The organism is Lelliottia sp. RD5, assembly GCF_056032945.1.
In genome coordinates this window covers 96,050-119,443 of the sequence record NZ_JBVYHQ010000004.1, presented here as the reverse complement: position 1 = coordinate 119,443, position 23,394 = coordinate 96,050, and the positions used below count along the sequence as shown (strand labels likewise).

The window sequence follows — 23,394 nt, the reverse complement described above, 5'->3', positions numbered from 1 at the left end:
CGCTTTTTGAGATAAAGGATCTATACCAGACGGCATCTTACTGACTACCATTACGATAATCCGTTATTTTTATGGAAATAAACGCAATGACAAGACGTTACCTAAGAATACTCGCGCTGGGAAGTCTCTTCACGTTGAGCGCCTGCGCACAGCAAAGCGAAGTTCGTCAAATGAACCAAAGCGTCAGCACGCTGAACAGCGCCATGACGAAACTGAACCAGGAAACGGTCAAGATCACCCAGCAAAATGCGCTGAATGCAAAATCCAGCAGCGGCGTGTATCTGTTACCAGGCGCTAACACCCCAGCACGACTGCAAAGCCAGGTCGGTACGCTGAAAATGTCTCTGGTTAATATTGCGCCAAATGCAGACGGCACAAGCGCTACATTGCGAATTCAGGGCGAATCTAACGACCCATTACCTGCGTTTAGCGGCACCGTGGAATGGGGGCAAATTCAGGGAACGACCGAAAGCTTCCAGGAAGTGAACGTGAAAAACCAGCTTATTAACGCCCCAGCAAGCGTGCTCGCGCCGAGCGATGTGGATATCCCGCTGCAATTAAGCGGCATTACACCCGATCAATTAGGCTTCATCCGCATCCACGATATCCAGCCTGCCGTTCAGTAGTACTTTTTAGCGGAACGCGTGACAAGCGTTCCGCTCCCACCCCCCTGACCTTCCGCAAAGATTGGCAATATTGCTGTTTGCCATTACAATCCCCGCCGTTTAAAGTACGCAAACGTGAACGCAATCGATTACGCGTATGATAGATATGTGAAACAACACATATTTTTGTGAGCGAGGATTCCTATAATAGGCTCCGCAGAAACACGAAATATTTTGAAACGCAAATCGCGCATTTTTCACTCCCGGAAGGGAATTTCAATCAGTGGCATGATTATGAAAAAAACATTATTAGCAGCCGGTGCAGCGCTGGCACTTTCCTCTTCTTTCGCTGTTAACGCAGCAGAGAACGCAAAACCTGAGTATGTTTCCGACTGGTGGCATCAGAGCGTCAACGTAGTGGGTAGCTACCACACTCGTTTTGGACCACAAATCCGTAACGATACCTATCTGGAATATGAAGCTTTCGCTAAGAAAGACTGGTTTGATTTCTATGGTTACCTGGATGCGCCCGTATTCTTCGGTGGTAACACCGATGCGAAAGGTATCTGGAACCACGGTTCTCCACTGTTTATGGAAATCGAACCGCGCTTCTCTATCGACAAGCTGACAGGCGCAGATCTGAGCTTCGGTCCATTCAAAGAGTGGTATATCGCGAACAACTATATCTACGATATGGGTCGCAACTCTTCTGGTCGCCAGAGCACCTGGTATATGGGTCTGGGTACTGACATCGACACCGGTCTGCCGATGAGCCTTTCCCTGAACGTGTATGCGAAATACCAGTGGCAGAACTACGATGCAGCAAACGAAAATGAGTGGGATGGCTACCGTTTCAAAGTGAAATACTTTGTACCGATCACCCAGCTGTGGGGCGGTAATCTGAGCTATATCGGCTTTACCAACTTCGACTGGGGTTCGGACTTGGGCGAAAAGAGCGACTATGCTGAAAACGGTATTAAGCAGCGTACCAGCGACTCTATCGCGTCCAGCCATATCCTGGCGCTGAACTACGATCACTGGCATTATTCTGTCGTTGCCCGTTACTGGCACAACGGCGGCCAGTGGAACGACGATGCCGACCTGAGTTGGATGAAAGAAAACGTCCGTTCTACCGGTTGGGGTGGTTACCTGGTAGTAGGTTACAACTTCTAACCCCATGACAAAGGCGCTTCGCTGAATCAGCCTTGCGCCTCGCAGACAAAAAGCCAGCTATGCTGGCTTTTTTATGTCTCGAATCCAGCGCCATCGTCCGGCCTGAGTGCAGGATATTGACTTACCGTCTGGATACCCTCCATAAAAAAATCCCGGCCTTGCGACCGGGATTTCAGTGTCAGAATGCTGTTGCCGTTACGGCAGAATAGACGGCTGATCCGCCCCTTCCTTTTCAACTTTCTGCTGGATCAAGTGCTCACGCTTCATACCCAGTTTCAACGCCAGCGCGGACGCGACGTAGATTGAGGACGCCGTACCGATGGAGACACCGATCAACATGGTCAGCGAGAAGCCTTCCAGAATCGGGCCACCGAAGAGGAACAGCATCAAGATAACCATCAAGGTCGTGCCGGATGTGATCAACGTACGGTGCAGCGTTTGCGTCAGTGAAACGTTAAAGATTTCATACGGCGTACCGCGACGAATCTTACGGAAGTTCTCACGAATACGGTCCGATACCACGATACTGTCGTTCAGAGAGTAACCGATAACCGACATCAGAGATGCCACGATCGTCAGGTCTACCTCAATATGGAACAGCGACAGCACGCCCATTGTAATGACCACGTCGTGCGCCAGTGAGATAACCACACCCGCAGCAAGACGCCACTCGAAGCGAAAACCGACGTACACCAGAATGGAAATCAGCGCCACCAGCAGTGCCATGGCACCGTTTTGCGCCAGATCCGCACCGACACTCGGGCCGACGAATTCGATACGCTTAACGGTCGCATCCTGGCTGGTCGCTTCGTTAATCACGTTAACGACCTTGCTTCCCAGTTCCTGGCTGCCGTTGGCATCGTGAACCGGAGGCATACGCACCATGATGTCGCGGCTGCTACCGAAGTTCTGCAGCTGCGGCTCTTCAAAGCCCGCCTTCTGCAGCGCTTCGCGCATTTGGTCCAGATCAGCGGGTTTTTCCAGCGTGATTTCAATCACCGTACCACCGGTGAAATCAAGACCCCAGTTAAAACCTCGGACACCAATGATGGCAATCGAGACAATCAGCAGAAAACCTGAAATGCCGAAAGCCCAGTAGTCCCAGCGCATAAAGTCCCAGACTTTACGGCCGTGGTTCAATTGTTCAACAGTATATTCCTGTGCCACAACGCACTCCTCAGATAGACAGCTTTTTGACGCGCTTGCCGCCATACAGCAGGTTCACGATGGCACGGGTGCCGACAATAGCGGTAAACATTGACGTTGCCACACCGATACCGGTTGTAATAGCAAAGCCTTTGATTGCGCCAGTCCCCACTGCATACAGGATAAGAACCTTAATCAGTGTTGTTACGTTTGCATCGAAGATAGAGCTGAAAGCGCCTTTATAGCCTTCGTCGATCGCTTGTTGTACCGAGCGACCGTTGCTCAACTCTTCTTTGATACGTTCGTTTATCAATACGTTAGCATCGACCGCCACCGCAAGGGTTAGAACGATACCTGCAATACCCGGCATGGTCAGCGTCGCCCCTGGCAGCAGGGACATAATGCCGATGATCAATACCAGGTTTGCGATCAGCGCGGTCGTCGCAATCAGGCCAAACTTCTTATAGAAGAACAGCATGAAGATAATAGAAACCGCCAGACCAGCCAGACACGCTTCCAGGCCCTGAGTGATGTTCTGCATCCCCAGCGTTGGACCAATGGTACGTTCTTCAACGATCTGAATAGGCGCAATCAACGCACCGGCACGCAGCAGCAGAGAGAGCTGGCGGGCTTCGTTCGGGTTGCTGATGCCGGTAATACGGAAGCTGTTACCCAGGCGAGACTGGATATTAGCGACGTTAATCACCTCTTCCTCTTTCACCAGGATTGCACGACCGTTAGCATCTTTCTTACCGCTGTCTTTGTACTCCACGAACAGGGTTGCCATCGGTTTACCGATGTTATCCTTGGTGAAGTTCGACATGATGTTACCACCCGCGCTATCAAGCGAGATGTTAACCTGCGGCTGGTTGTATTCGTCCTGGTTAGACGTGGAGTCAGTGATGTGGTCACCGGTCAGAATCACACGCTTGTACAGCACAACAGGCTGGCCTTCACGCGTTTCTTTCACTTCGGAATCACCCGGCACACGACCAGACGCCGCGGCAGATTGATCCACATTGGTGTTCACCAGACGGAATTCCAGCGTCGCTGTCGCACCCAAAATTTCTTTGGCGCGCGCAGTGTCCTGGATACCCGGCAGTTCTACCACGATACGGTCTGACCCCTGGCGCTGTACCAGCGGCTCAGCAACACCAAGCTGGTTTACACGGTTACGCAGGATATTGATGTTCTGCTGTACAGCGTATTCACGTGCTTCGCTCAGACGCGCATCGGTCATCACAGCACGCAGCTGGTTGCTACCCTGACGTGAAATCACCAGATCGCGGTGACGCGTAGAGAGATAATCCACCGCCTGATCGCGCGCGGCAGCATCACGGAACGTGATGCTCATTCCGTAGTTATCTTCCTTACGCACGGTGGTGTAAGGAATGCCTTTTTCGCGCAGATCGCTGCGCAGGCCGTCCATATTCTGTTCCTGCAGTTTGCCAAGCGCGGTATCCATATCCACTTCCATCAGGAAGTGAACGCCACCACGCAGATCAAGACCGAGTTTCATCGGCTCTGCATTGATGGAGGCTAACCAACGCGGGGTTGCAGGAGCAAGGTTCAACGCCACGACATATTTATCACCCAGCACGCTCACCAGCGCTTCACGAGCGCGGAGCTGCGTGTCGGTGGTGTCGAAGCGAGCAAGAATAGCGCCCTCTTCCAGTGCCACAGACTTAGCGGTAATTTTTTCTTGTTGTAAAGTGTTCTGGACCTGGATCAGCGTTTGCTCACTGGCGGCGACACCGCGCGCGCCAGTGATTTGAACAGCCGGATCCTCACCATACAGGTTGGGAAGCGCGTACAGCAGGCCGACGATAATCACGACGACCAGCATGATGTACTTCCACAAAGGATAACGGTTTAACACGGCAGTTCCCTTTGGGAGAAGTTAGATTACAGCGCTTTCATAGTGCCTTTAGGCAGTACGGCAGCGACAAAGTCACGTTTGATAACCACTTCAGTGGTGTCGTTCAGCGCGATAGAGATATAGCCAGTTTCAGCTACTTTCGTTACGCGACCGACCAGACCGCCGTTGGTCAGAACTTCATCACCTTTCGCGATGGAGCTCATCAGGTTTTTGTGTTCTTTGGTACGTTTCTGCTGTGGACGCAAGATCATGAAATAGAAAATCAGACCAAACACCGCCAGCATAAGAATCAGAGACATCGGGCTGCCCTGCGACGGAGCGCCTGTTGCTGCTACCGCATCAGAAATAAAAAAGCTCATTCAAATTCCCTCATTTATAAAATTAGTCAACGTTCAAAGGTGGAACATCACGTCCCTGACGTTGGTAAAAATCAGTTACGAAGCTCTCTAATTTACCCTCTTCGATAGCCTTACGTAAACCAGCCATTAAGCGCTGATAATAACGAAGATTATGAATGGTATTAAGACGCGCCCCTAAAATCTCATTGCAACGATCGAGATGATAAAGATACGCGCGAGAATAGTGACGACAGGTATAGCAATCACACTCGGCGTCAAGCGTACTGGTATCGCTTTTATGCTTCGCATTACGAATTTTCACCACGCCATCGGTTACAAAAAGATGTCCGTTACGCGCGTTACGGGTTGGCATAACGCAATCGAACATATCAATGCCGCGACGTACACCTTCAACCAGATCTTCTGGTTTGCCTACGCCCATCAGGTATCGTGGTTTGTCTTCAGGGATTTGCGGGCAAACATGCTCCAGAATACGGTGCATGTCTTCCTTCGGCTCACCTACAGCCAAACCGCCGACAGCGTAGCCATCAAAACCTATCTCTACCAGACCTTTAACCGAGATATCACGTAAATCTTCGTAAACACTGCCCTGAATAATGCCGAACAGCGCATTTTTATTTTCAAGGGAGTCAAAACGGTCACGGCTGCGCTGCGCCCAGCGCAGGGACATTTCCATCGAACGCTTCGCGTAATCCCAGTCCGCCGGGTATGGCGTACATTCGTCGAAGATCATGACGATATCGGAACCGAGATCGTACTGAATCTCCATCGATTTTTCTGGATCGAGGAAAATAGGATCGCCGTTGATCGGGTTGCGGAAATGCACACCCTTTTCAGTGATCTTGCGAATATCACCGAGGCTGAAGACCTGGAAACCACCTGAATCGGTCAGGATCGGGCCTTTCCACTGCATAAAATCATGCAAGTCGCCGTGCAGTTTCATCACTTCCTGGCCCGGGCGCAGCCACAGGTGGAAGGTGTTACCGAGGATAATCTGTGCGCCAGTGGCTTCAACTTCTTCCGGCGTCATTCCTTTTACGGTGCCGTAAGTGCCCACAGGCATAAATGCTGGCGTTTCGACCACGCCGCGATCAAACACCAGGCGACCGCGACGAGCGCGTCCGTCGGTGGTATCGAGTTCAAATTTCATTTTTTTCTCCGGCGTCAGAAAAACAGTCCAACGCAATTTCTCGTCATATGCCGAGAAGTTTATGTGCCGCGGACTTATTCCCCGACACGCTCATTCAAAGCCTGCGGATTGTACGTGATAAACATCGCGTCCCCGTAGCTAAAAAAGCGATAATTTTGTTCTACCGCAGCCTTATACGCATTCATTGTATTCTGGTAACCCGCAAACGCGGAAACCAGCATAATCAATGTCGATTCAGGCAGATGGAAATTGGTCACCAGTGCATCAATCACGGTGTATTGATAGCCCGGGAAAATAAAGATTTGCGTGTCGCCAAAGAACGGCTCGATCAGATCTTTTTTGGCCGCCTGGGCCGCACTTTCGAGCGAGCGCACCGACGTGGTTCCCACGGCGATCACGCGGTTGCCGCGCGCTTTGGCGGCCAGCACCGCATCAACCACATCCTGAGGCACTTCGGCATATTCGGAGTGCATAATATGATCTTCAATGGTGTCCACACGCACCGGCTGGAAGGTCCCCGCGCCGACATGCAGCGTCACAAACGCCATTTCGATGCCTTTCTCGCGCAGTCTTTCAAGCAGCGGCTCATCGAAATGCAGCCCCGCCGTTGGCGCGGCTACCGCGCCAGGCTTCTGGCTGTAAACGGTCTGATAAAGTTCACGGTCTGCGTCTTCATCCGGGCGATCGATGTAAGGCGGCAGCGGCATATGGCCGATAGCGTTCAGAATATCCAGCACGGGACGCTCGTCATTAAACTCCACTTCGAACAACGCATCGTGACGGGCGACCATGGTGGCATTAATGCTTTCGTCATCGCCCAGCAGCAGTTCCGCCCCCGGCTTTGGCGCTTTGGATGCGCGAATATGTGCCAGAATACGTTTGTCATCAAGCATACGCTCGACGAGCACTTCAATCTTACCGCCGCTGGCTTTGCGGCCAAACAGACGCGCCGGGATCACGCGGGTATTGTTAAAGACCAGCAAATCACCGGGGTTGAGCTTGTCGAGTAAATCGGTGAAAGTACCGTGCGTCAGCGCGCCCGTTGGCCCGTCCAGCGACAGCAAGCGGCAACCACTGCGCTCAGGCTGCGGATAGTGGGCAATCAGGGATTCGGGTAATTCAAAGGAGAAATCGGCGACGCGCATGACTTATACTCGTGACTTAAAAACAGGCGGCTTAGTCTAGTGCTCGCGCCTCTTTGCTGCAACACCTAGCCGTAATCGGATACCAAAACGCATGAATTTTCTCGCACACCTGCACCTCGCCCACCTCGCGGAGAGCTCACTTTCCGGCAATTTGCTGGCTGATTTTGTGCGCGGCAACCCTACGCAAGCGTATCCCGTTGACGTGGTGGACGGTATTTTCATGCATCGCCGCATTGATGTGCTGACCGATAATCTGCCCGAAGTGAAAGAAGCTAAAGAGTGGTTCCGCCCCGAGACGCGCCGCGTCGCGCCGATCACGCTGGACGTGATGTGGGATCATTTTCTCTCGCGTCACTGGGCGCAGCTTTCGCCTGAGATGCCGTTACCGGAATTTGTGCGTTACGCCCACGCCCAGGTCGCGATGATTTTACCGGACTCACCGCCGCGTTTCGTCAATCTGAACGAATACCTGTGGTCCGAGCGCTGGCTGGAACGCTATCGCGAGATGGAGTTTATCCAGCGCGTGTTATATGGAATGGCGAGTCGTCGCCCGCGTCTGGATGCGCTTCGTGACTCCTGGCAGGACTTAGACACCCATTACGACGCGCTGGAGACCCGCTTCTGGCAGTTCTATCCGCGCATGATGGCGCAAGCGAAAAACAAACAACTGTAATAGAGACGCGATTGATAGGTAAAAGCTCGTTGAACGATTGCTCACGCCTCTTTGTCTTAATCACAATCCCTCTCTATAATCGCCCGCGTTGCGTTCCAAAATAACCTTAGTCACTACAGGAGAATCACATGGTTCTGGTAACTCGTCCGGCTCCGGATTTTACAGCTGCAGCAGTTCTGGGCAACGGTGAAATCGTTGAAAACTTCAATTTCAAACAGCACACCAACGGTAAAGCGACCGTCCTGTTCTTCTGGCCGATGGATTTCACCTTCGTTTGCCCGTCTGAACTGATCGCATTCGACAAACGTTACGAAGAATTCCAGAAACGTGGCGTGGAAGTTGTGGGTGTTTCCTTCGACTCTGAGTTTGTACACAACGCATGGCGTAACACCCCTGTCGACAAAGGCGGCATCGGTGCAGTGAAATACGCAATGGTTGCGGACATCAAACGCGAAATCCAGCAGGCTTACGGTATCGAACATCCGGACGCTGGCGTTGCGCTGCGCGGTTCTTTCCTCATCGACGCAAACGGCATCGTTCGTCACCAGGTTGTGAACGATCTGCCACTGGGTCGTAACGTTGACGAAATGCTGCGCATGGTTGACGCGCTGCAGTTCCACGAAGAGCACGGCGAAGTGTGCCCGGCTCAGTGGGAAAAAGGCAAAGAAGGTATGAACGCGTCTCCAGACGGCGTGGCAAAATACCTGTCTGAGAACGTATCCAGCCTGTAATTGGCATGGTTTATGCAAAAAGCCCGCTGATGCGGGCTTTTTTGTGTCGGTTATGCAACGCCATAGAATCGCTAATTACCGAACCACACCGACGCAGAAATCGCAGGTAGAGAAAGCACACCCTCTTGCAGATCCGCTTTGCCCTCTTTCAGCTGCCAGCGTTCAACGTTGAGCAACGGCGAATCGTCCAGCACCACTTCACATGCCTCACCGCGGTTAATCGCCACCAGCACGCGCTGTTGATTATACACACGCGCAAACACCACCACGTTAGCGTGGGCATACACTACCTGACATCCCCCGTAACGCAGCGCCTGACTGTGCTTACGCAGTTTCGCCAGCCGTTGATAAAGCGCAAACAGGTTTTTATCCTGCTTGTCGGGATCCCACGGGAAGGTCTTGCGACAGAACGGATCGTTGTTGCCGTCCAGCCCGACTTCATCACCGTAGTAAATGCACGGCACGCCCGGCCAGGTAAACAGCCACGTCACCGCCAGCGGCAAACGCGCAACGTCTTTACCGAGTAACGATTTAAAACGCGCGGTATCGTGGCTATCCAGCTGGTTGAACATGCGTAACTGCTGCTGATGCGACAGGCTGGCGCGGTAGTTATCCATCCACTTGATACAGATTTCGGCATCAATCAGCTGCGGATCGTACGAAATATCCGTGTTGGCGAGAAATCCCCATAACGGGAACGTAAAACCGCGATAGTTCATCGCCGAATCTTCCGCATCCGCCTGCAGCCACTGACGCGCATCGCCAAAATGCTCGCCAAACACAAACGCATCTGGATTGGCGGCCTTTGCGGACTGGGTGATGCCGGTAACATGCTGAATGTTATTCCGCGCTCCGCCGTCCTCGCCCAGCATATGCACCACGTCCAGACGCCAGCCGTCCATATTCCACGGCGCTTTCAGCCAGTGGCGTACGATGCTGTCGTCCCCGCCGTAAATCTCGTCGACTAATGACGGCGACTGGAAATCCAGTTTCGGCAGGCTGGCATATCCCAGCCAGTCAAGCGCATGGCCATCATCGCTAAAGCTATACCAGTCGCGCTGCGGTGAATCCGGGTTGTGGCACGCGCCGCCCATCGTTTGATTGTGGCGGTCAAACCAGGCGTGGGAATCGCCGCTATGGTTGAACACGCCGTCCAGAATCAAACGCATTCCCTCACGTCGCGTGTTCTCCCGCAGGCGCAGCAGGGCTTCATCACCGCCAAACTGTTCATCAACGTGGCGATAATCTTCGGTGTCGTATTTGTGCACGCTGGGTGCTTTGAATACCGGATTAAGATACAGCGCGGTCACGCCCAGTTTTTTCAGATACGGCAGTTTCTCGCTGATCCCATCGAGGTCGCCGCCGTAAAACGTCGATCCGCCCGCCTGAGCGGTCAGCGGCTCATCCCACGCTTTACGAATAATGTCGTGCCCTGCGGCGTGATGGTAATAGACCTTATCCTGCTCAGACGTCCGCGCTTCGCTGCGCGCAAACCGGTCGGGAAAGATTTGGTAAAAGATCTGATCGTTAACCCACTGCGGACCCTTGTCCGGATAATCGACGGCGAACTGTTCCATTCGCGTCGGCGGGAAATGGCTAAATCCTTGCGGGGTGAACCACAGCTGGCGGTTATTCCACAGCAGCTTAAAGCTGTAACGGCGGCGCGGCTGGCCGGAGCGTAAATCGATTGTTGCCCGCCACGCCGTAACGCCAGGCTGTGGCTGACTGCGCTGTTTATGCATCGGTAGCGACGTTTCTTCGTTGTCGACTTCAGCGCGCAGCGTGACGCGCAGTGGCTGATTTTCACCCGTCAGCCACAGCGTTATCACCAGTTTATCTTTGTTTTGCTTAACAAATGGGGCAACCGGAAGGTGCCAGGCGTTCAACATCACGAATCCCCTTTAATGAAATTGAGGCCACCTTGCCACAGCGTAGTGGAGGATCACTCATCATGAAAAGGTTTATTAGGGGAGGAGGATGGGGGAGGAGAAAAAATGCCCGACGGAGGTCGGGCACGTCTCTTTATGCTTGTGCTAACTGACGCTCGCGGCGGCGTTTAAACACCCAACCGATCAGCAACAGCGCGATCCAGGCAAAGCCGACATACAGCGAAATACGCGTATCCGGATGGTAACCAATCAGGCCGATAATAAAGACCAGGAAGATCAGGCCAACCACCGTCGTCGGCACGCCGCCCGGCACTTTGAATTTCAGCGCTTTCACCTCTTCAGGCGGCAGACGGCGGCGGAACGCAATCTGCGACAGCAAAATCATGATCCACACCCACACCGTCGCAAAGGTCGCCAGTGACGCAATCACCAGGAAGACATTTTCCGGCATGATATAGTTCAGATAAACCGAGAGCAGCAGCGCAACGGTCATCACCAGCACGGTGACCCACGGCGTTCCGCGGCGCGAGGTTTTGGCGAACACTTTTGGTGCGTTCCCCTGCTCCACCATGCCGTGGAGCATACGTCCCACGCCAAATACATCGCTGTTGATGGCCGAAAATGAAGCCGTCAGCACCACAAAGTTCAAAATACTGGCCGCGAACGCAATGCCTAATTGCTGGAAGGTGAGGACAAACGGACTGCCATTGGTACCCACCTGATTCCACGGATAAATGGACATAATCACAAACAGCGTTCCCACGTAGAACACCAGAATGCGCATCGGCACGGAGTTAATCGCGCGCGGAATAGATTTCTCCGGGTCTTTCGCTTCACCGGCGGTAATCCCGATAATCTCGATACCGCCATAGGCAAACATCACCATTTGCAGCGACATCACCATCCCGAGCCAGCCGTTGCTAAAGAAGCCGCCGTTGGTCCACAGATTATGGATCCCGGTCGGCTGTCCGCCGTTACCAATACCCCAGATAATGATGCCAAAACCGGCTGCAATCATGATGATAATCGTCGCGACTTTGAAGAAGGAGAACCAAAACTCCAGCTCACCAAACACCTTCACGCTCATCAGGTTAACGCCACAGATGATCAGCACCACGCTCAGCACCCAAATCCAGTGCGGCACCAGCGGGAACCAGACGCCCATATAAATGCCAAAGGCCGTCACGTCGGCAATCGCCACAATCAGGATTTCAAAACAGTAGGTCCAGCCGGTGATATAGCCGGCCAGCGGGCCTAAGTTTTCCTGCGCGTAGCGAGAAAAAGAGCTGGCAGAGGGATTGTGGACCGACATTTCGCCCAGCGCGCGCATAATGATATACGCCGCCACGCCGCCGATAATGTACGCCAGCAGGACGCTCGGGCCGGCCATTTTGATGGCATCTGCCGAGCCATAAAAAAGACCCGTTCCGATCGCAGAACCCAGCGCCATAAAGCGAATATGGCGGGTGCTTAAGCCACGTTTTAGTTTGTTAGTGCTTTCCATTTAAATCTTGCCATTCAACACGAAAAAAACAAAAAACCACGGGGCCATAAGCCCCGTGGTTAAACAATTTGTGATTGATTAATGCGCGCTGGAAGTGACCTGCCGCCCTGCTGCTCGATCCCAGATAATCGCCAGAATCAGTGCCACAACGGAAGGCATCAACCATGCCAGCCCCTGCTCTGACAGCGGTAAACGCTGAGTCCAGGCCGGAAGTATACCGCCAATCGCCGACGCTTTAATCCCGTCAAGGATACCAAAAATAAAGCTGATAAACATGGCAGGCGCAATAATTCGGGAGGAATTGTTCCACCACGGACGGGTGAAGCTCAACACCACCAGCACGATACACGGCGGATAAATCGCGGTCAGCACCGGGATAGAGACCTGAATCAGGTGGCTCAGCCCCAGGTTAGATACCGCCATCGAGAAACCGCCGAGGATAAACACCAGCGTGCGATAGGACAGCGGAACGTACTGAGCAAAAAACTCTGCACAGGCGCAGGTGAGACCAACGGCCGTGACCAGACACGCCAGGAAAATCAGAACTGCCAGCATGAAGCTGCCCGCACCACCAAAGGTGTGCTGAACGTAAGCATGCAGAATCGCGGCACCGTTCGCGCTCTGATCGACCAGAGATGCGCTATCAGAACCCAGGCGGAACAGCGCCAGATACAGCAGTGCCAGGCCCGCACCGGCCATCAGACCAGCCCAGACGGTATACCGCGTCAACAGTCGCGCTTCGGTCACGCCGCGAGACCGTGCCGCGTTGACGATAACAATACCGAACGCCATCGCGCCCAGCGTATCCATCGTCAGATAACCGTTAACGAAACCGTTCGAGAACGCCGCATTCTTATAGGCGTCCATTGCATCGCTGATCGGGCCCGCAGGCCAAATCACAGCGGCAACCGCCAGCACAATCAGGGCGAGGATTTTCAGCGGAGCAAGGAAATTGCCGACGGTATCCAGCAATTTACCCGGATAGAGCGAAACCAGAATGACAATCGCGAAGTACACCACGCTGTAAATCAGCAGCGGCAGCGGACCGTCACCGGTCAACGGCGCGATACCGACTTCAAAAGAGACGGTCGCGGTGCGCGGTGTTGCAAACAGCGGCCCGATGGCCAGATAGCACACGACCGCCAGTAAAACACCCGCTACTTTGCCAATCGGTGCGCTGAGGCTATCAACGCCGCCGCCCACTTTCGCCAGCGCGACAACGGTAAGCACCGGCAAACCCACGGCCGTAATCAGGAAGCCAAACGCCGCCATCCAGACGTGTTCACCCGCCTGCAAGCCAACCATGGGAGGAAAAATGATATTACCTGCGCCGACGAACAGCGCGAAAGTCATAAAGCCCAGCGCGATAATGTCACGCGATTTTAAGTGATGGGTCATAGAACCTTACTGCCTGTGGATGTGGTGTTGAAAACGTTGAGATTTTCGCCATCCCTAACGGGACGATACGGCGGAAAATTAACTCAATTTCAGCGGGATATGCTCCCGTCCTGGCGCAGCGAAGAATAGTTTTTCGGTTTACCGCGCAAATACAGTCGGTCTGACAGTATATGGGGCGCAATTTAAACGCTTATAACGTTTAAAGGCAAGGAGGGATCTTAAAACCAGAACAATATGCCAGCATGAAAATACAGACCAGCACAATCCGCTAAGTATAAGAAAAACCCATGGCTAATCATGCGAACAAAAAAGCATCAGCCGTATAAAATTCATCCGCGTTTTGCTTGACTGCAAAGCAAACAGGCCAGCAAACGCTGGCCTGTGGAAAGTAAGGCTGACACACCGGCTGTCAGGCACTTTTTTTGGCAATTAATCGTTCCGGGATAACAAAACTGAATCGCGTACCTTTGCCCGGCGTACTCTGAATATCAAGACGACTATCGTGATGATTCAATGCATGCTTCACAATCGCCAGGCCCAGCCCACTGCCGCCGGTTTGTCGTGAGCGCGCTTTATCGACGCGATAGAAACGCTCGGTCAGACGCGGAATGTGCTCCGGCCCAATGCCCGGTCCGTTGTCTTCAACGCTAAACTCAGCCCCCATCGGCACAGGCTGCCAGCGCACCACAATGTGTGTGCCTTCCGGCGTATGGTTCACGGCGTTATAGACCAGATTCGATATCGCACTGCGCAATTGCTCTTCACTGCCGAGGATTTTGAGCGCGCTATCAACCTCAAACGTCAGCTGGTGTTTTTTATGGCTCAGGGTCTGCGCTTCCCGCTCCACAACACGCAGCATCATCGGAACATCAATGGTTTCATTCAGTGCCAGCGTCGGGGCGGCTTCAATTTTCGACAGCGTCAGAAGCTGCTTCACCAGCCCCTCCATGCGATGCGTTTGCTCGCGCATCGTATGTAATGCTTTCTCTCGCGGCGCGCCTTCCAGCGTTTGCTCCTGCATCATCTCCAGATACCCCTGAAGCACGGTCAACGGGGTGCGCAATTCATGGCTGACGTTGGCAAAGAAATTACGACGCGCCCCTTCAAGCTGATGCATTTGGGTAACATCACGCGCCACCATCAGCCACTGCTTATCGCTATAGGGCATAACGCGAATCTCAAGGTGACGGCCGTTATTCAGCACCAGATTGTGCGGGCGAGTAAATTCACGCTTTTTCAGATACAGCGTGAACTCGGGGTAACGCAGTAGATTCAGTATGTTCTGGCCATTATCGTCCGGCCAGCGGAGTCCAAGGAGTTGTTGTGCCAGACCATTACACCAGAAAATCGTCCCTTCTTCGGTAGTGAGGATCACGGCATCCGGCAGCGACTCTGCGCCGCTACGAAAGCGCTTTATCAGACTTCCCAGCTCGCGACGACGCTTTTTATTACGCATCTGCATCTGGTGCAGGCCGTAAAGTAACGGCTCCCAGCTTCCGCTACCGGGCGGTGGCGTCATGCTGCGATCCACCCACAGCCACCACGACAGGCGCAGTAAATTCCAAAAATGCCAGATCAACAGGCCGGTCACTGCCGCCAGTAAAAACCACGGCAGGTAACCAAAAATAGCCCCCAAAATGAAGGCCGGGAGACAGCATAAGATCAGTTCAAAAACGAGCCTTTTCCATGACAGACGTTCCAGCACGCGTCACACTCCTGTCAGTGTTCAGAAACGGGTCGAAAAACGATAACCCGTGCCGCGGACCGTTTGCACCATGCGATCGTGGCCGCTGTGTTCCAGCGCTTTACGCAAGCGGCGAATATGCACATCAACCGTTCTGTCTTCAACATAGACGTTGGTTCCCCAAACGTTATTCAGCAACTGCTCACGACTGTAAACGCGTTCCGGATGCGTCATAAAGAAGTGCAATAGCTTAAATTCGGTCGGTCCCATGTCGAGCGGGTTTTCACCCGTCATCACGCGATGCGACGTGGGATCCAGGCTCAGCCCCTGCATCTCAATCACCTCTTCCACCGCCATCGGTGAAATACGGCGCATCACCGCTTTAATACGTGCCACCAGCTCCTTCGGTGAAAACGGCTTGGTGATGTAGTCATCCGCACCCGTTTCCAGCCCGCGCACGCGATCTTCTTCTTCGCCGCGCGCAGTCAGCATCACAACCGGGATCTCGCGGGTCATCGCTTCACGTTTGATGTGTTTGATAAATTGCAGTCCAGAGCCGCCAGGCAACATCCAGTCAAGCAGAATCAAATCAGGCCAGGGTTCGTTCAGCTGATTCACCGCGCTGTCATAATCTTCAGCTTCTATCGGCTGAAAACCGTTTTGTTCGAGCACGAAGCACACCATTTCACGAATCGGAGCTTCATCTTCTACGACCAGAATACGTCTCGCCATACTTTACCCTGTCTTATTGAGGTTAAAAGTTTGTAATGCGGCGTCATTATGCGTCAGATTTATGACAGATTTATGAAAAACATTACCACTATGAATAGCAAACTATTGTTTTATTACAGCTGTAAATTCCCGTTCCCAGGACATTTATCACCGCAAAAACCGTCACGCTAGCTAACACCGTCACATTTCGGAACCCCATGCTGACGCCCGTAACACTCAGAATTGGGCCGATGCAGCCAACACAGAGGCGGCCTGAAGGATCAAGTGTATAATCCCTTTCACCTTTTTTTGCCACGGATCTGTTATGCGCATACTTCACACCTCGGACTGGCATCTGGGTCAAAATTTTTACAGTAAAAGCCGCGCGGCCGAACACGAAGCGTTCCTGAACTGGCTGCTGGAAACGGCGCTAACGCACCAGGTTGACGCAATCATTGTCGCCGGTGATATTTTTGACACCGGATCGCCGCCCAGCTATGCGCGCGAAATCTATAACCGCTTCGTGGTCAATTTACAGAAAACGGGCTGCCATCTGGTCATCGTCGCGGGCAATCACGACTCGGTGGCAACGCTGAATGAGTCGCGCGATATTCTGGCCTTTCTGAATACCACTGTAGTGGCAAACGCCGGGCACGCACCGCAAATCATCAAAAAACGCGACGGCACGCCGGGCGCCGTTATCTGCCCGATCCCCTTTTTGCGTCCGCGCGACATCGTGCAAAGCCAGGCCGGACTGACCGGCGGCGAAAAGCAACAGCACCTGCTGCAGGCCATCACCGACTACTATCAGCAGCAATATCTCGACGCCTGTGCCTTACGCGGTGAGGCGGCGCTACCCGTCATCGCCACCGGCCATTTAACCACCGTCGGTGCCAGTAAAAGCGACGCGGTACGCGAAATTTATATTGGTACGCTGGATGCGTTCCCGGCGCAGAACTTCCCGCCTGCCGATTACATCGCGCTCGGGCATATCCATCGGGCACAGAAGATTGGCGGCAGCGAACATATCCGCTATTGCGGCTCGCCCATTTCGCTCAGCTTTGACGAAACGGGCAAGCCCAAAAGCGTGCATCTGGTGAGTTTTGTCGACGGAAAACTGCACGCGGTAGAAACCCTGGAAGTGCCGGTGACGCAGCCGCTGGTGGTGCTGAAAGGCGATCTGGCGGTCATCACCGCGCAGCTTGAGCAGTGGCGCAATGTGGAGCAAATCCCGCCCGTCTGGCTGGATATCGAAATCACGACGGATGACTATCTGCACGATATGCAGCGCAAAATCCAGGCGCTCACGGAAACGCTGCCCGTTGAGGTATTACTGGTGCGTCGCAGCCGCGAACAGCGTGAGAAAATTCTGCTCAGTGCGCAGCGCGAAACGCTCAGCGAGCTGAAGGTCGAAGAGGTTTTTGAACGCCGACTGGCGCAGGAAGAAATTGACGACGCGCAGCGCGCAAGACTCAACGAGCTGTTCACCCATACGCTGCATGCGCTCAATGATGAGGAAGAAAACGCATGAAAATTCTCAGCCTGCGCCTGAAAAACATCAACTCTTTGAAGGGCGAATGGAAGATAGATTTCACCGCTGAGCCGTTCGCCAGCAACGGTTTGTTTGCGATAACCGGCGCAACCGGCGCCGGGAAAACCACCCTGCTTGACGCCATCTGCCTCGCGCTGTATCACCAGACGCCGCGTCTGAATAAAGTCACACAATCACAAAATGATCTGATGACGCGCGACACCGCTGAATGTCTGGCGGAGGTAGAATTTGAAGTTAAAGGCATCGCTTATCGCGCATTCTGGAGCCAGAGCCGTGCGCGTAATCAGCCAGACGGGAATTTACAGGCGCCGCGCGTAGAGCTGGCCCGCTGTGAAGACGGTAAAATCCTGTCTGACAAAGCCACAGACAAAATTGAGCAAACGGCCTCGCTGACCGGGCTGGATTACGATCGTTTCACACGCTCAATGCTGTTGTCGCAGGGGCAATTTGCCGCCTTCCTCAATGCCAAACCCGGTGAACGCGCCGAGTTGCTGGAGGAACTGACCGGAACCGAAATTTACGGTCAGATTTCCGCGAGAGTCTTTGAACAACACAAAGCCGCGCGCACGGAACTGGAAAAGCGTGAAGCCCAAGCGGCTGGCGTGATTTTACTGAGCGACGAGCAGCAACAGCAGTTGAAGCAAAGTTTGCAGGTGCTTACTGACGAAGAGAAAACGCTGCTGCTACAACAACAGAATCACCAGCGCGATTTTCACTGGTTGACCCGTCACGAAGAGCTTCAGCGCGAACAGCAGCGTGCTTTAACCTCGCAACAGGAGGCGCAACAGGCGCTCACCGACGCCGCACCAGACCTCGAAAAATTGCTGCACGCCCAGCCCGCTGCAATACTGCGCCCACTCTGGGAGCGTCAGCAGGAGCAGACGACGCGTCTCGCACAAACCAAACAGCAGACTCAGGAAGTGAATACTCGCTTACTGTCCAGGGCGGCGCTCCGTGCGCGCATCCGCAACGGTGCGCTGCGCGCCCGCGACCAGCTGCAAACCGAGCTGTCTGCGCTGACACAGTGGCTCGCCGGGCATGACCGCTTCCGTCTGTGGGGTCAGGAAATCGCAGGCTGGCGTGCCCATTTCGCTCAGCTTCATCGCGACAAAAGTCAGATAGCGACATTGACCGGACGTATCACCGAGCTGCGGCAAAAACTGGCGAACGTACCAGAGATCGCCCTGACGCTGACCGCCGATGATGTCGCTGCGGCGATGGACCAGCAAACGGCGACGCGTGCGTCTCGCCAGCAGCTGACCACCCTTCACGCCCGTTATCAACCGCTGCAAAAGCGCATCGCTCAAAACGCTGAAAGCGTGCAAAAGGCGCAGGCGGAGCAGCGAAAACTTAACGAGACGTTGGCCCTGCGCCGACAGCAATACAAAGAGAAAAACCAGCACTATCTGGATATTAAGGCCTTATGCGAGCGAGAGGCCGAGATTAAAGATCTTGAGAGTTATCGAGCGCGTCTGGAAGCGGGAAAACCCTGCTTGCTCTGCGGTTCAACTGAACACCCTTCGGTGAAGCAGTATCAGACGTTAGAGATATCAGAAAACCAGCGCCGCCGTGATGCGATGGAAAAAGAAGTCGCCGCGCTGAAAGAAGAAGGCCTGCTGGTATTAGGGCAAGTCAATGCCCTGGCCAGTCAGATCCAGCGCGACACCGAAGAGGCGCAGACGCTCTCCCGGGAGGCACAAACGCTCACGCACGCATGGAGCGAAGTCTGTGCAACACTGAACGTGACGTTGAACATTCAGGATGATATTGCCCCGTGGCTGAACGAACAGGAACATTACGAGCGCCAGCTGTATCAGCTCAGCCAGCGTCTGGCCTTACAAAGCCAGCTTAACGAGCAGGAACACCAGGAGCGGCAACTCCAGCAGCAGATTGCGGCAACACGCCTGACGCTGGAAAACGCGCTGAATGCGCTGTCATTGCAGATCCCCGATGAGGGCGCTGAAACGCTCTGGCTCACCGATCGCGAAAACGAATCGTCGCACTGGCAAGCGCAGCAGAAACAGCTCACCGCCCTTCAGGAACGTATCAACGCGCTAACACCGCTGTTGGATACGCTGCCCGCGACGGACACCGAAGACGCGGAATCCGTTATTCCTGATAACTGGCGCGAGATCCACAATGAATGCGTCTCGCTGCAAAGCCAACTCGCGACATTGCAGCAGCAGGAAAGCCTGGAAACCGAGCGCATGCAGCAATCGCAGGCTCAGTTTTCCGCCGCGCTGGCAAAAAGCGCGTTCGCCGACGGCGAGGCATTCCTGAGCGCGTTGCTTGATGCCGACACAATGCAGCGTCTGGAAACGTTAAAACAGACGCTGGAAAACCAGATTCAACAAGCGACGGCGCTGGTGCGTCAGGCAAATCAATTGCTCAACCAACATCTGGAACAACGCCCGGAAGGATTGCAGTTGGATGCACCGACATTGCAGCATGAACTCCAGCAACTGGCGCAACGTCTGCGTGAAAACAGCACCCGTCAGGGTGAGATCAGCCAGCAGCTCAGACAGGATGGCGAGAACCGGCAGCATCAGCAGGCGCTTATCCAGCAGATTGACGAAGCCGCTCGCCTTGCGGATGACTGGGGGTATTTGAACGCGCTGATCGGGTCCAGTACGGGCGATCGCTTCCGTAAATTCGCTCAGGGGCTGACGCTCGACAATCTGGTGTGGCTGGCGAATCAGCAGCTGAATCGCCTGCATGGCCGCTATCTTCTGCAACGCAAAGCGAGCGACGCGCTGGAGCTGGAAGTGGTGGATACGTGGCAGGCCGACGCGGTGCGTGACACACGAACCCTTTCCGGGGGAGAGAGTTTCCTGGTGAGCCTGGCGCTGGCGCTGGCGCTTTCTGACCTGGTGAGCCACAAAACGCGCATTGATTCCCTGTTCCTCGACGAGGGATTCGGCACGCTGGACAGCGAAACGCTGGATACCGCGCTCGATGCGCTCGATGCCCTGAATGCGACGGGGAAAACCATCGGCGTGATCAGTCATGTGGAGGCGATGAAAGAGCGCATTCCGGTGCAGATCAAAGTGAAGAAAATTAATGGACTGGGCTACAGCAAGCTGGATAAGGTGTTTGCGGTGGAGTGAGGGTATCTCACCTCTTGATGAGAGGTACAGCCGTTCCCCTCTCCATTGAGGAAGAGGGTCAGAATGAGGGGGAACATGTTGCTCAGGAGGTGATTCCGTTCACTTCAAGACACGCGCCTCTCTATAAAAACGGAACCAGTGAACGTGCCATGGCGGCTCAATCGCCGCCGCCCTGGCGACCCGGGCTCCCGGCAAGAAAATCGCCGCTACGCGGTGCCTTCGTCTTATTCCCTCCGGCTTCGAGTCGGGCGCGATCCTGCATCCCTGCAGGTCACGCCCTCTCCGCGCATCCCTGCGCGTCGCCCCGGCCTTTGGTCAACGACTCAGCGATTTACAGCCGGACCAGTCGTCGCTTTAAGTCTTTTATTCCTGGCTGCCATCTTGAGTGCTTCAACATCAAGAATTACTGCGGCCACAGCCACGCTGCGCCGCGTACGCCACTTGAATCGCCATGCACCGCTTTGCGGAGCGGGGTCTCACATTCGCCGCCAAAGACCCACTGCTTCATCAGGTGCGGAACCGTGGTGTAGATCCGGTCAACATTACTCATCCCGCCGCCGAGGACGATCACGTCCGGGTCGAGAATGTTCACCACATGCGCCAGCGATTTCGCCAGACGCATTTCGTAGCGATTGAGCGCCAGCTCGGCAACGGCATCGTGCTCTTCGACAAGACGCATAATCTCGTTGCCTTTTAACGCATGTCCGCTCAACCGACGATAATCGGTGGCAAATCCGGTTCCGGAAATAAAGGTCTCGATACAGCCTTGTTTACCGCAATAACACGGCACTTCGGCGCGGTATTTCAGTTCATCTTCGTCCATCCACGGCAGCGGATTGTGCCCCCATTCGCCCGCCGTCCCGTTGCCGCCAATGTGCGCGCGTCCACCAAACGCCAGGCCAGAACCGCAGCCAGTACCAATAATTACCGCAAATACCGTTTGCGCGCCCGCAGCTGCACCGTCTATCGCTTCCGAAACGGCCAGACAGTTGGCATCGTTCGCCAGACGCACTTCTCTGTTCAGGCGCACGCTCAAATCTTTATCAAAGGGCTGACCGTTAAGCCATGTGGAGTTCGCGTTTTTCACGACCCCGGTATAAGGCGAAATCGAACCCGGAATTCCCATCCCCACAGTGCCGGTCTGTCCCGTTGCCTTTTCCGCCATCTCCACCAGCGAGGCGATCGTTTCAATGGTTTGCTGATAATCATCACGCGGCGTAGGCAGGCGGTGTCGGAACAATTGTTCGCCCTGATCGCTAAGCGCAATGACTTCTGTTTTGGTGCCGCCCAAATCAATACCAATACGCACAGGACTCTCCTCATTATTTTGATTATCAACAGAGTAGAAGCAGGCCACCTGATTAGCAATGCAAGCCATGCCACAATTCGTTATCATGCCCGCTGATTTAACGACAAGACCGTGGAAATTATCATGCTGTGGTTCAAAAATTTGATGGTTTACCGTCTCAGCCGCGAGGTTTCGCTGCAGGCAGAAGAGATGGAAAAACAGTTAGCCGCGTACACGTTTACCCCTTGCGGTAGCCAGGATATGGCGAAAACCGGTTGGGTTGCACCGATGGGTTCACAAAGCGATGCACTGACCCACACGACCAATGGTCAAATCATCCTTTGCGCCCGTAAAGAAGAGAAAATCCTGCCCTCCCCGGTGGTGAAGCAGGCGCTGGAAGCCAAGATCTTCAAGCTTGAGGCTGAACAGGGCCGTAAGCTGAAAAAAACGGAAAAAGATTCACTGAAGGATGAAGTGCTGCACTCGCTGTTGCCGCGCGCCTTTAGCCGTTTCAACCAGACCATGATGTGGATCGACACCGTCAACGATTTGATCATGGTTGACTGCGCCAGCGCCAAAAAAGCGGAAGATACGCTGGCCCTGCTGCGTAAGAGCCTGGGGTCACTGCCGGTCGTTCCGCTGACGATGGAAAATCCTATCGAACTGACGCTCACCGAATGGGTGCGCAGCGGCAGTCCGGCGCAAGGGTTCCAGCTGCTTGATGAAGCCGAATTAAAAGCGATCCTTGAAGATGGCGGCGTGATCCGCGCGAAGAAACAGGATCTTGTGTGTGACGAAATTGCGGTACACATTGAAGCCGGCAAACTGGTGACCAAGCTGGCGCTCGACTGGCAGCAGCGAATTCAGTTTGTGATGTGCGATGACGGCTCGATTAAACGTCTGAAGTTCTGCGATGAATTGCGCGATCAAAACGAAGATATTGAGCGCGAAGATGTCAGCGGACGCTTTGATGCCGACTTCATCCTGATGACGGGTGAACTGGCCGCGCTGATTAAAAACCTGGTCGAAGGTTTAGGCGGAGAAGCACAGCGTTAAGGCTGTGAAACCCTCTCCCCATGGGGAGAGGGAGAATCACTATTTCAAATAGCGGCACAGATAAGACGTCGGTTCCGCAACCTGCAGATGGAACTCGCTATGGCCAGGGACGTTGAAAACTTGTCCAGCGGTATACACTTTCCACTCTGTTTCATCCGGCAACAGCACGTTTAACGCCCCGCTAACCACCGTCATCTCTTCGGGCTCTGCGGTACCAAAGGTGTATTCCCCTTCAGCCATGACGCCAACACTGGCACGGCCAGTACTGCTGCTGGTAAAACCAATGGATTTCACTTTACCGGAAAAGTATTCGTTACTCTGAAGCATGAACTGGCCCTTATGTC

19 protein-coding genes are annotated in these 23,394 nt (G+C 54.0%); 7 read left to right on the top strand and 12 right to left on the bottom strand.

Annotated features, from left to right (window positions below; all coding sequences use genetic code 11):
- Nucleotides 1–86: 86 nt before the first annotated feature.
- The gene (locus AC0LWE_RS14695) at nucleotides 87–626 is read left to right on the top strand and encodes a SadB/YajI family lipoprotein (RefSeq protein WP_131486710.1); all 540 of its coding nucleotides are present in this window, start codon (nucleotides 87–89) and stop codon (nucleotides 624–626) included.
- Nucleotides 627–899: 273 nt separating this feature from the next.
- Nucleotides 900–1,778, top strand: coding sequence for a nucleoside-specific channel-forming protein Tsx (locus AC0LWE_RS14690; RefSeq protein ID WP_131486709.1), 879 nt, complete (start codon nucleotides 900–902; stop codon nucleotides 1,776–1,778).
- A gap of 195 nt (nucleotides 1,779–1,973) precedes the next feature.
- Here the strand turns inward: AC0LWE_RS14690 and secF are convergent, their stop codons facing one another.
- From secF to queA, 5 genes are all read right to left on the bottom strand, one after another.
- Complete coding sequence (gene secF, locus AC0LWE_RS14685; RefSeq protein ID WP_059177877.1) at nucleotides 1,974–2,945, bottom strand: protein translocase subunit SecF; 972 nt, start codon at nucleotides 2,943–2,945, stop codon at nucleotides 1,974–1,976.
- Between the two features lie 10 nt (nucleotides 2,946–2,955).
- Nucleotides 2,956–4,803 (bottom strand): protein translocase subunit SecD, encoded by a 1,848-nt coding sequence (secD, locus tag AC0LWE_RS14680; protein WP_131486707.1) that lies wholly within the window; start codon nucleotides 4,801–4,803, stop codon nucleotides 2,956–2,958.
- A 26-nt stretch (nucleotides 4,804–4,829) separates the two neighbouring features.
- A complete protein-coding gene (gene yajC, locus AC0LWE_RS14675) occupies nucleotides 4,830–5,162 on the bottom strand; it encodes a preprotein translocase subunit YajC (RefSeq protein ID WP_012016281.1) in 333 nt (110 codons plus the stop codon).
- A 22-nt stretch (nucleotides 5,163–5,184) separates the two neighbouring features.
- Complete coding sequence (tgt, locus tag AC0LWE_RS14670; RefSeq protein WP_012016280.1) at nucleotides 5,185–6,312, bottom strand: tRNA guanosine(34) transglycosylase Tgt; 1,128 nt, start codon at nucleotides 6,310–6,312, stop codon at nucleotides 5,185–5,187.
- 74 nt (nucleotides 6,313–6,386) lie between these two features.
- Nucleotides 6,387–7,457 carry a tRNA preQ1(34) S-adenosylmethionine ribosyltransferase-isomerase QueA gene (gene queA, locus AC0LWE_RS14665; RefSeq protein WP_059177875.1) on the bottom strand — a complete coding sequence of 357 codons (1,071 nt, stop codon included), beginning with the start codon at nucleotides 7,455–7,457 and terminating at the stop codon, nucleotides 6,387–6,389.
- A 91-nt stretch (nucleotides 7,458–7,548) separates the two neighbouring features.
- On the opposite strand from queA, the gene acpH reads away from it, so the two are divergent.
- Together acpH and AC0LWE_RS14655 are read left to right on the top strand one after the other, a co-directional pair.
- Nucleotides 7,549–8,130, top strand: coding sequence for an ACP phosphodiesterase (gene acpH, locus AC0LWE_RS14660; protein ID WP_219346961.1), 582 nt, complete (start codon nucleotides 7,549–7,551; stop codon nucleotides 8,128–8,130).
- A 128-nt stretch (nucleotides 8,131–8,258) separates the two neighbouring features.
- Nucleotides 8,259–8,861 carry a peroxiredoxin gene (locus AC0LWE_RS14655; protein ID WP_012016277.1) on the top strand — a complete coding sequence of 201 codons (603 nt, stop codon included), beginning with the start codon at nucleotides 8,259–8,261 and terminating at the stop codon, nucleotides 8,859–8,861.
- A gap of 71 nt (nucleotides 8,862–8,932) precedes the next feature.
- Here AC0LWE_RS14655 and malZ read toward each other — a convergent pair whose 3' ends face one another.
- From malZ to phoB, 5 genes are all read right to left on the bottom strand, one after another.
- Entirely contained in the window at nucleotides 8,933–10,750 is a 1,818-nt protein-coding gene (malZ, locus tag AC0LWE_RS14650; protein WP_219346962.1) for a maltodextrin glucosidase, read from the bottom strand.
- Between the two features lie 133 nt (nucleotides 10,751–10,883).
- Nucleotides 10,884–12,254 carry a proline-specific permease ProY gene (proY, locus tag AC0LWE_RS14645; protein ID WP_219346963.1) on the bottom strand — a complete coding sequence of 457 codons (1,371 nt, stop codon included), beginning with the start codon at nucleotides 12,252–12,254 and terminating at the stop codon, nucleotides 10,884–10,886.
- A 78-nt stretch (nucleotides 12,255–12,332) separates the two neighbouring features.
- Nucleotides 12,333–13,652, bottom strand: coding sequence for a branched-chain amino acid transporter carrier protein BrnQ (gene brnQ, locus AC0LWE_RS14640; RefSeq protein WP_059177871.1), 1,320 nt, complete (start codon nucleotides 13,650–13,652; stop codon nucleotides 12,333–12,335).
- A gap of 409 nt (nucleotides 13,653–14,061) precedes the next feature.
- A complete protein-coding gene (phoR, locus tag AC0LWE_RS14635) occupies nucleotides 14,062–15,357 on the bottom strand; it encodes a phosphate regulon sensor histidine kinase PhoR (RefSeq protein WP_059177870.1) in 1,296 nt (431 codons plus the stop codon).
- 21 nt (nucleotides 15,358–15,378) lie between these two features.
- Nucleotides 15,379–16,068: a phosphate response regulator transcription factor PhoB gene (phoB, locus tag AC0LWE_RS14630; RefSeq protein WP_059177869.1), complete on the bottom strand. Its 690-nt coding sequence runs from the start codon at nucleotides 16,066–16,068 to the stop codon at nucleotides 15,379–15,381.
- A 304-nt stretch (nucleotides 16,069–16,372) separates the two neighbouring features.
- Here phoB and sbcD point away from each other — a divergent pair, with 304 nt between their 5' ends.
- Both sbcD and sbcC read left to right on the top strand, forming a co-directional pair.
- Nucleotides 16,373–17,578, top strand: a complete 1,206-nt coding sequence (gene sbcD, locus AC0LWE_RS14625) for an exonuclease subunit SbcD (protein ID WP_219346964.1) — start codon at nucleotides 16,373–16,375, stop codon at nucleotides 17,576–17,578.
- Nucleotides 17,575–20,706 (top strand): exonuclease subunit SbcC, encoded by a 3,132-nt coding sequence (sbcC, locus tag AC0LWE_RS14620; RefSeq protein ID WP_219346965.1) that lies wholly within the window; start codon nucleotides 17,575–17,577, stop codon nucleotides 20,704–20,706. Before sbcD ends, sbcC begins: the two co-directional genes overlap by 4 nt.
- Nucleotides 20,707–21,109: 403 nt before the next feature.
- On the opposite strand, the gene mak is transcribed toward sbcC, so the two are convergent.
- On the bottom strand, nucleotides 21,110–22,015 hold the full coding sequence (gene mak, locus AC0LWE_RS14615) for a fructokinase (RefSeq protein ID WP_059178038.1): 906 nt from the start codon (nucleotides 22,013–22,015) through the stop codon (nucleotides 21,110–21,112).
- A gap of 123 nt (nucleotides 22,016–22,138) precedes the next feature.
- Between mak and rdgC the strand changes: the two genes are divergently transcribed.
- Nucleotides 22,139–23,050 (top strand): recombination-associated protein RdgC, encoded by a 912-nt coding sequence (rdgC, locus tag AC0LWE_RS14610; RefSeq protein ID WP_012016268.1) that lies wholly within the window; start codon nucleotides 22,139–22,141, stop codon nucleotides 23,048–23,050.
- Nucleotides 23,051–23,089: 39 nt separating this feature from the next.
- Here the strand turns inward: rdgC and ppnP are convergent, their stop codons facing one another.
- Nucleotides 23,090–23,377: a pyrimidine/purine nucleoside phosphorylase gene (ppnP, locus tag AC0LWE_RS14605; RefSeq protein WP_174342438.1), complete on the bottom strand. Its 288-nt coding sequence runs from the start codon at nucleotides 23,375–23,377 to the stop codon at nucleotides 23,090–23,092.
- Nucleotides 23,378–23,394: the final 17 nt, after the last annotated feature.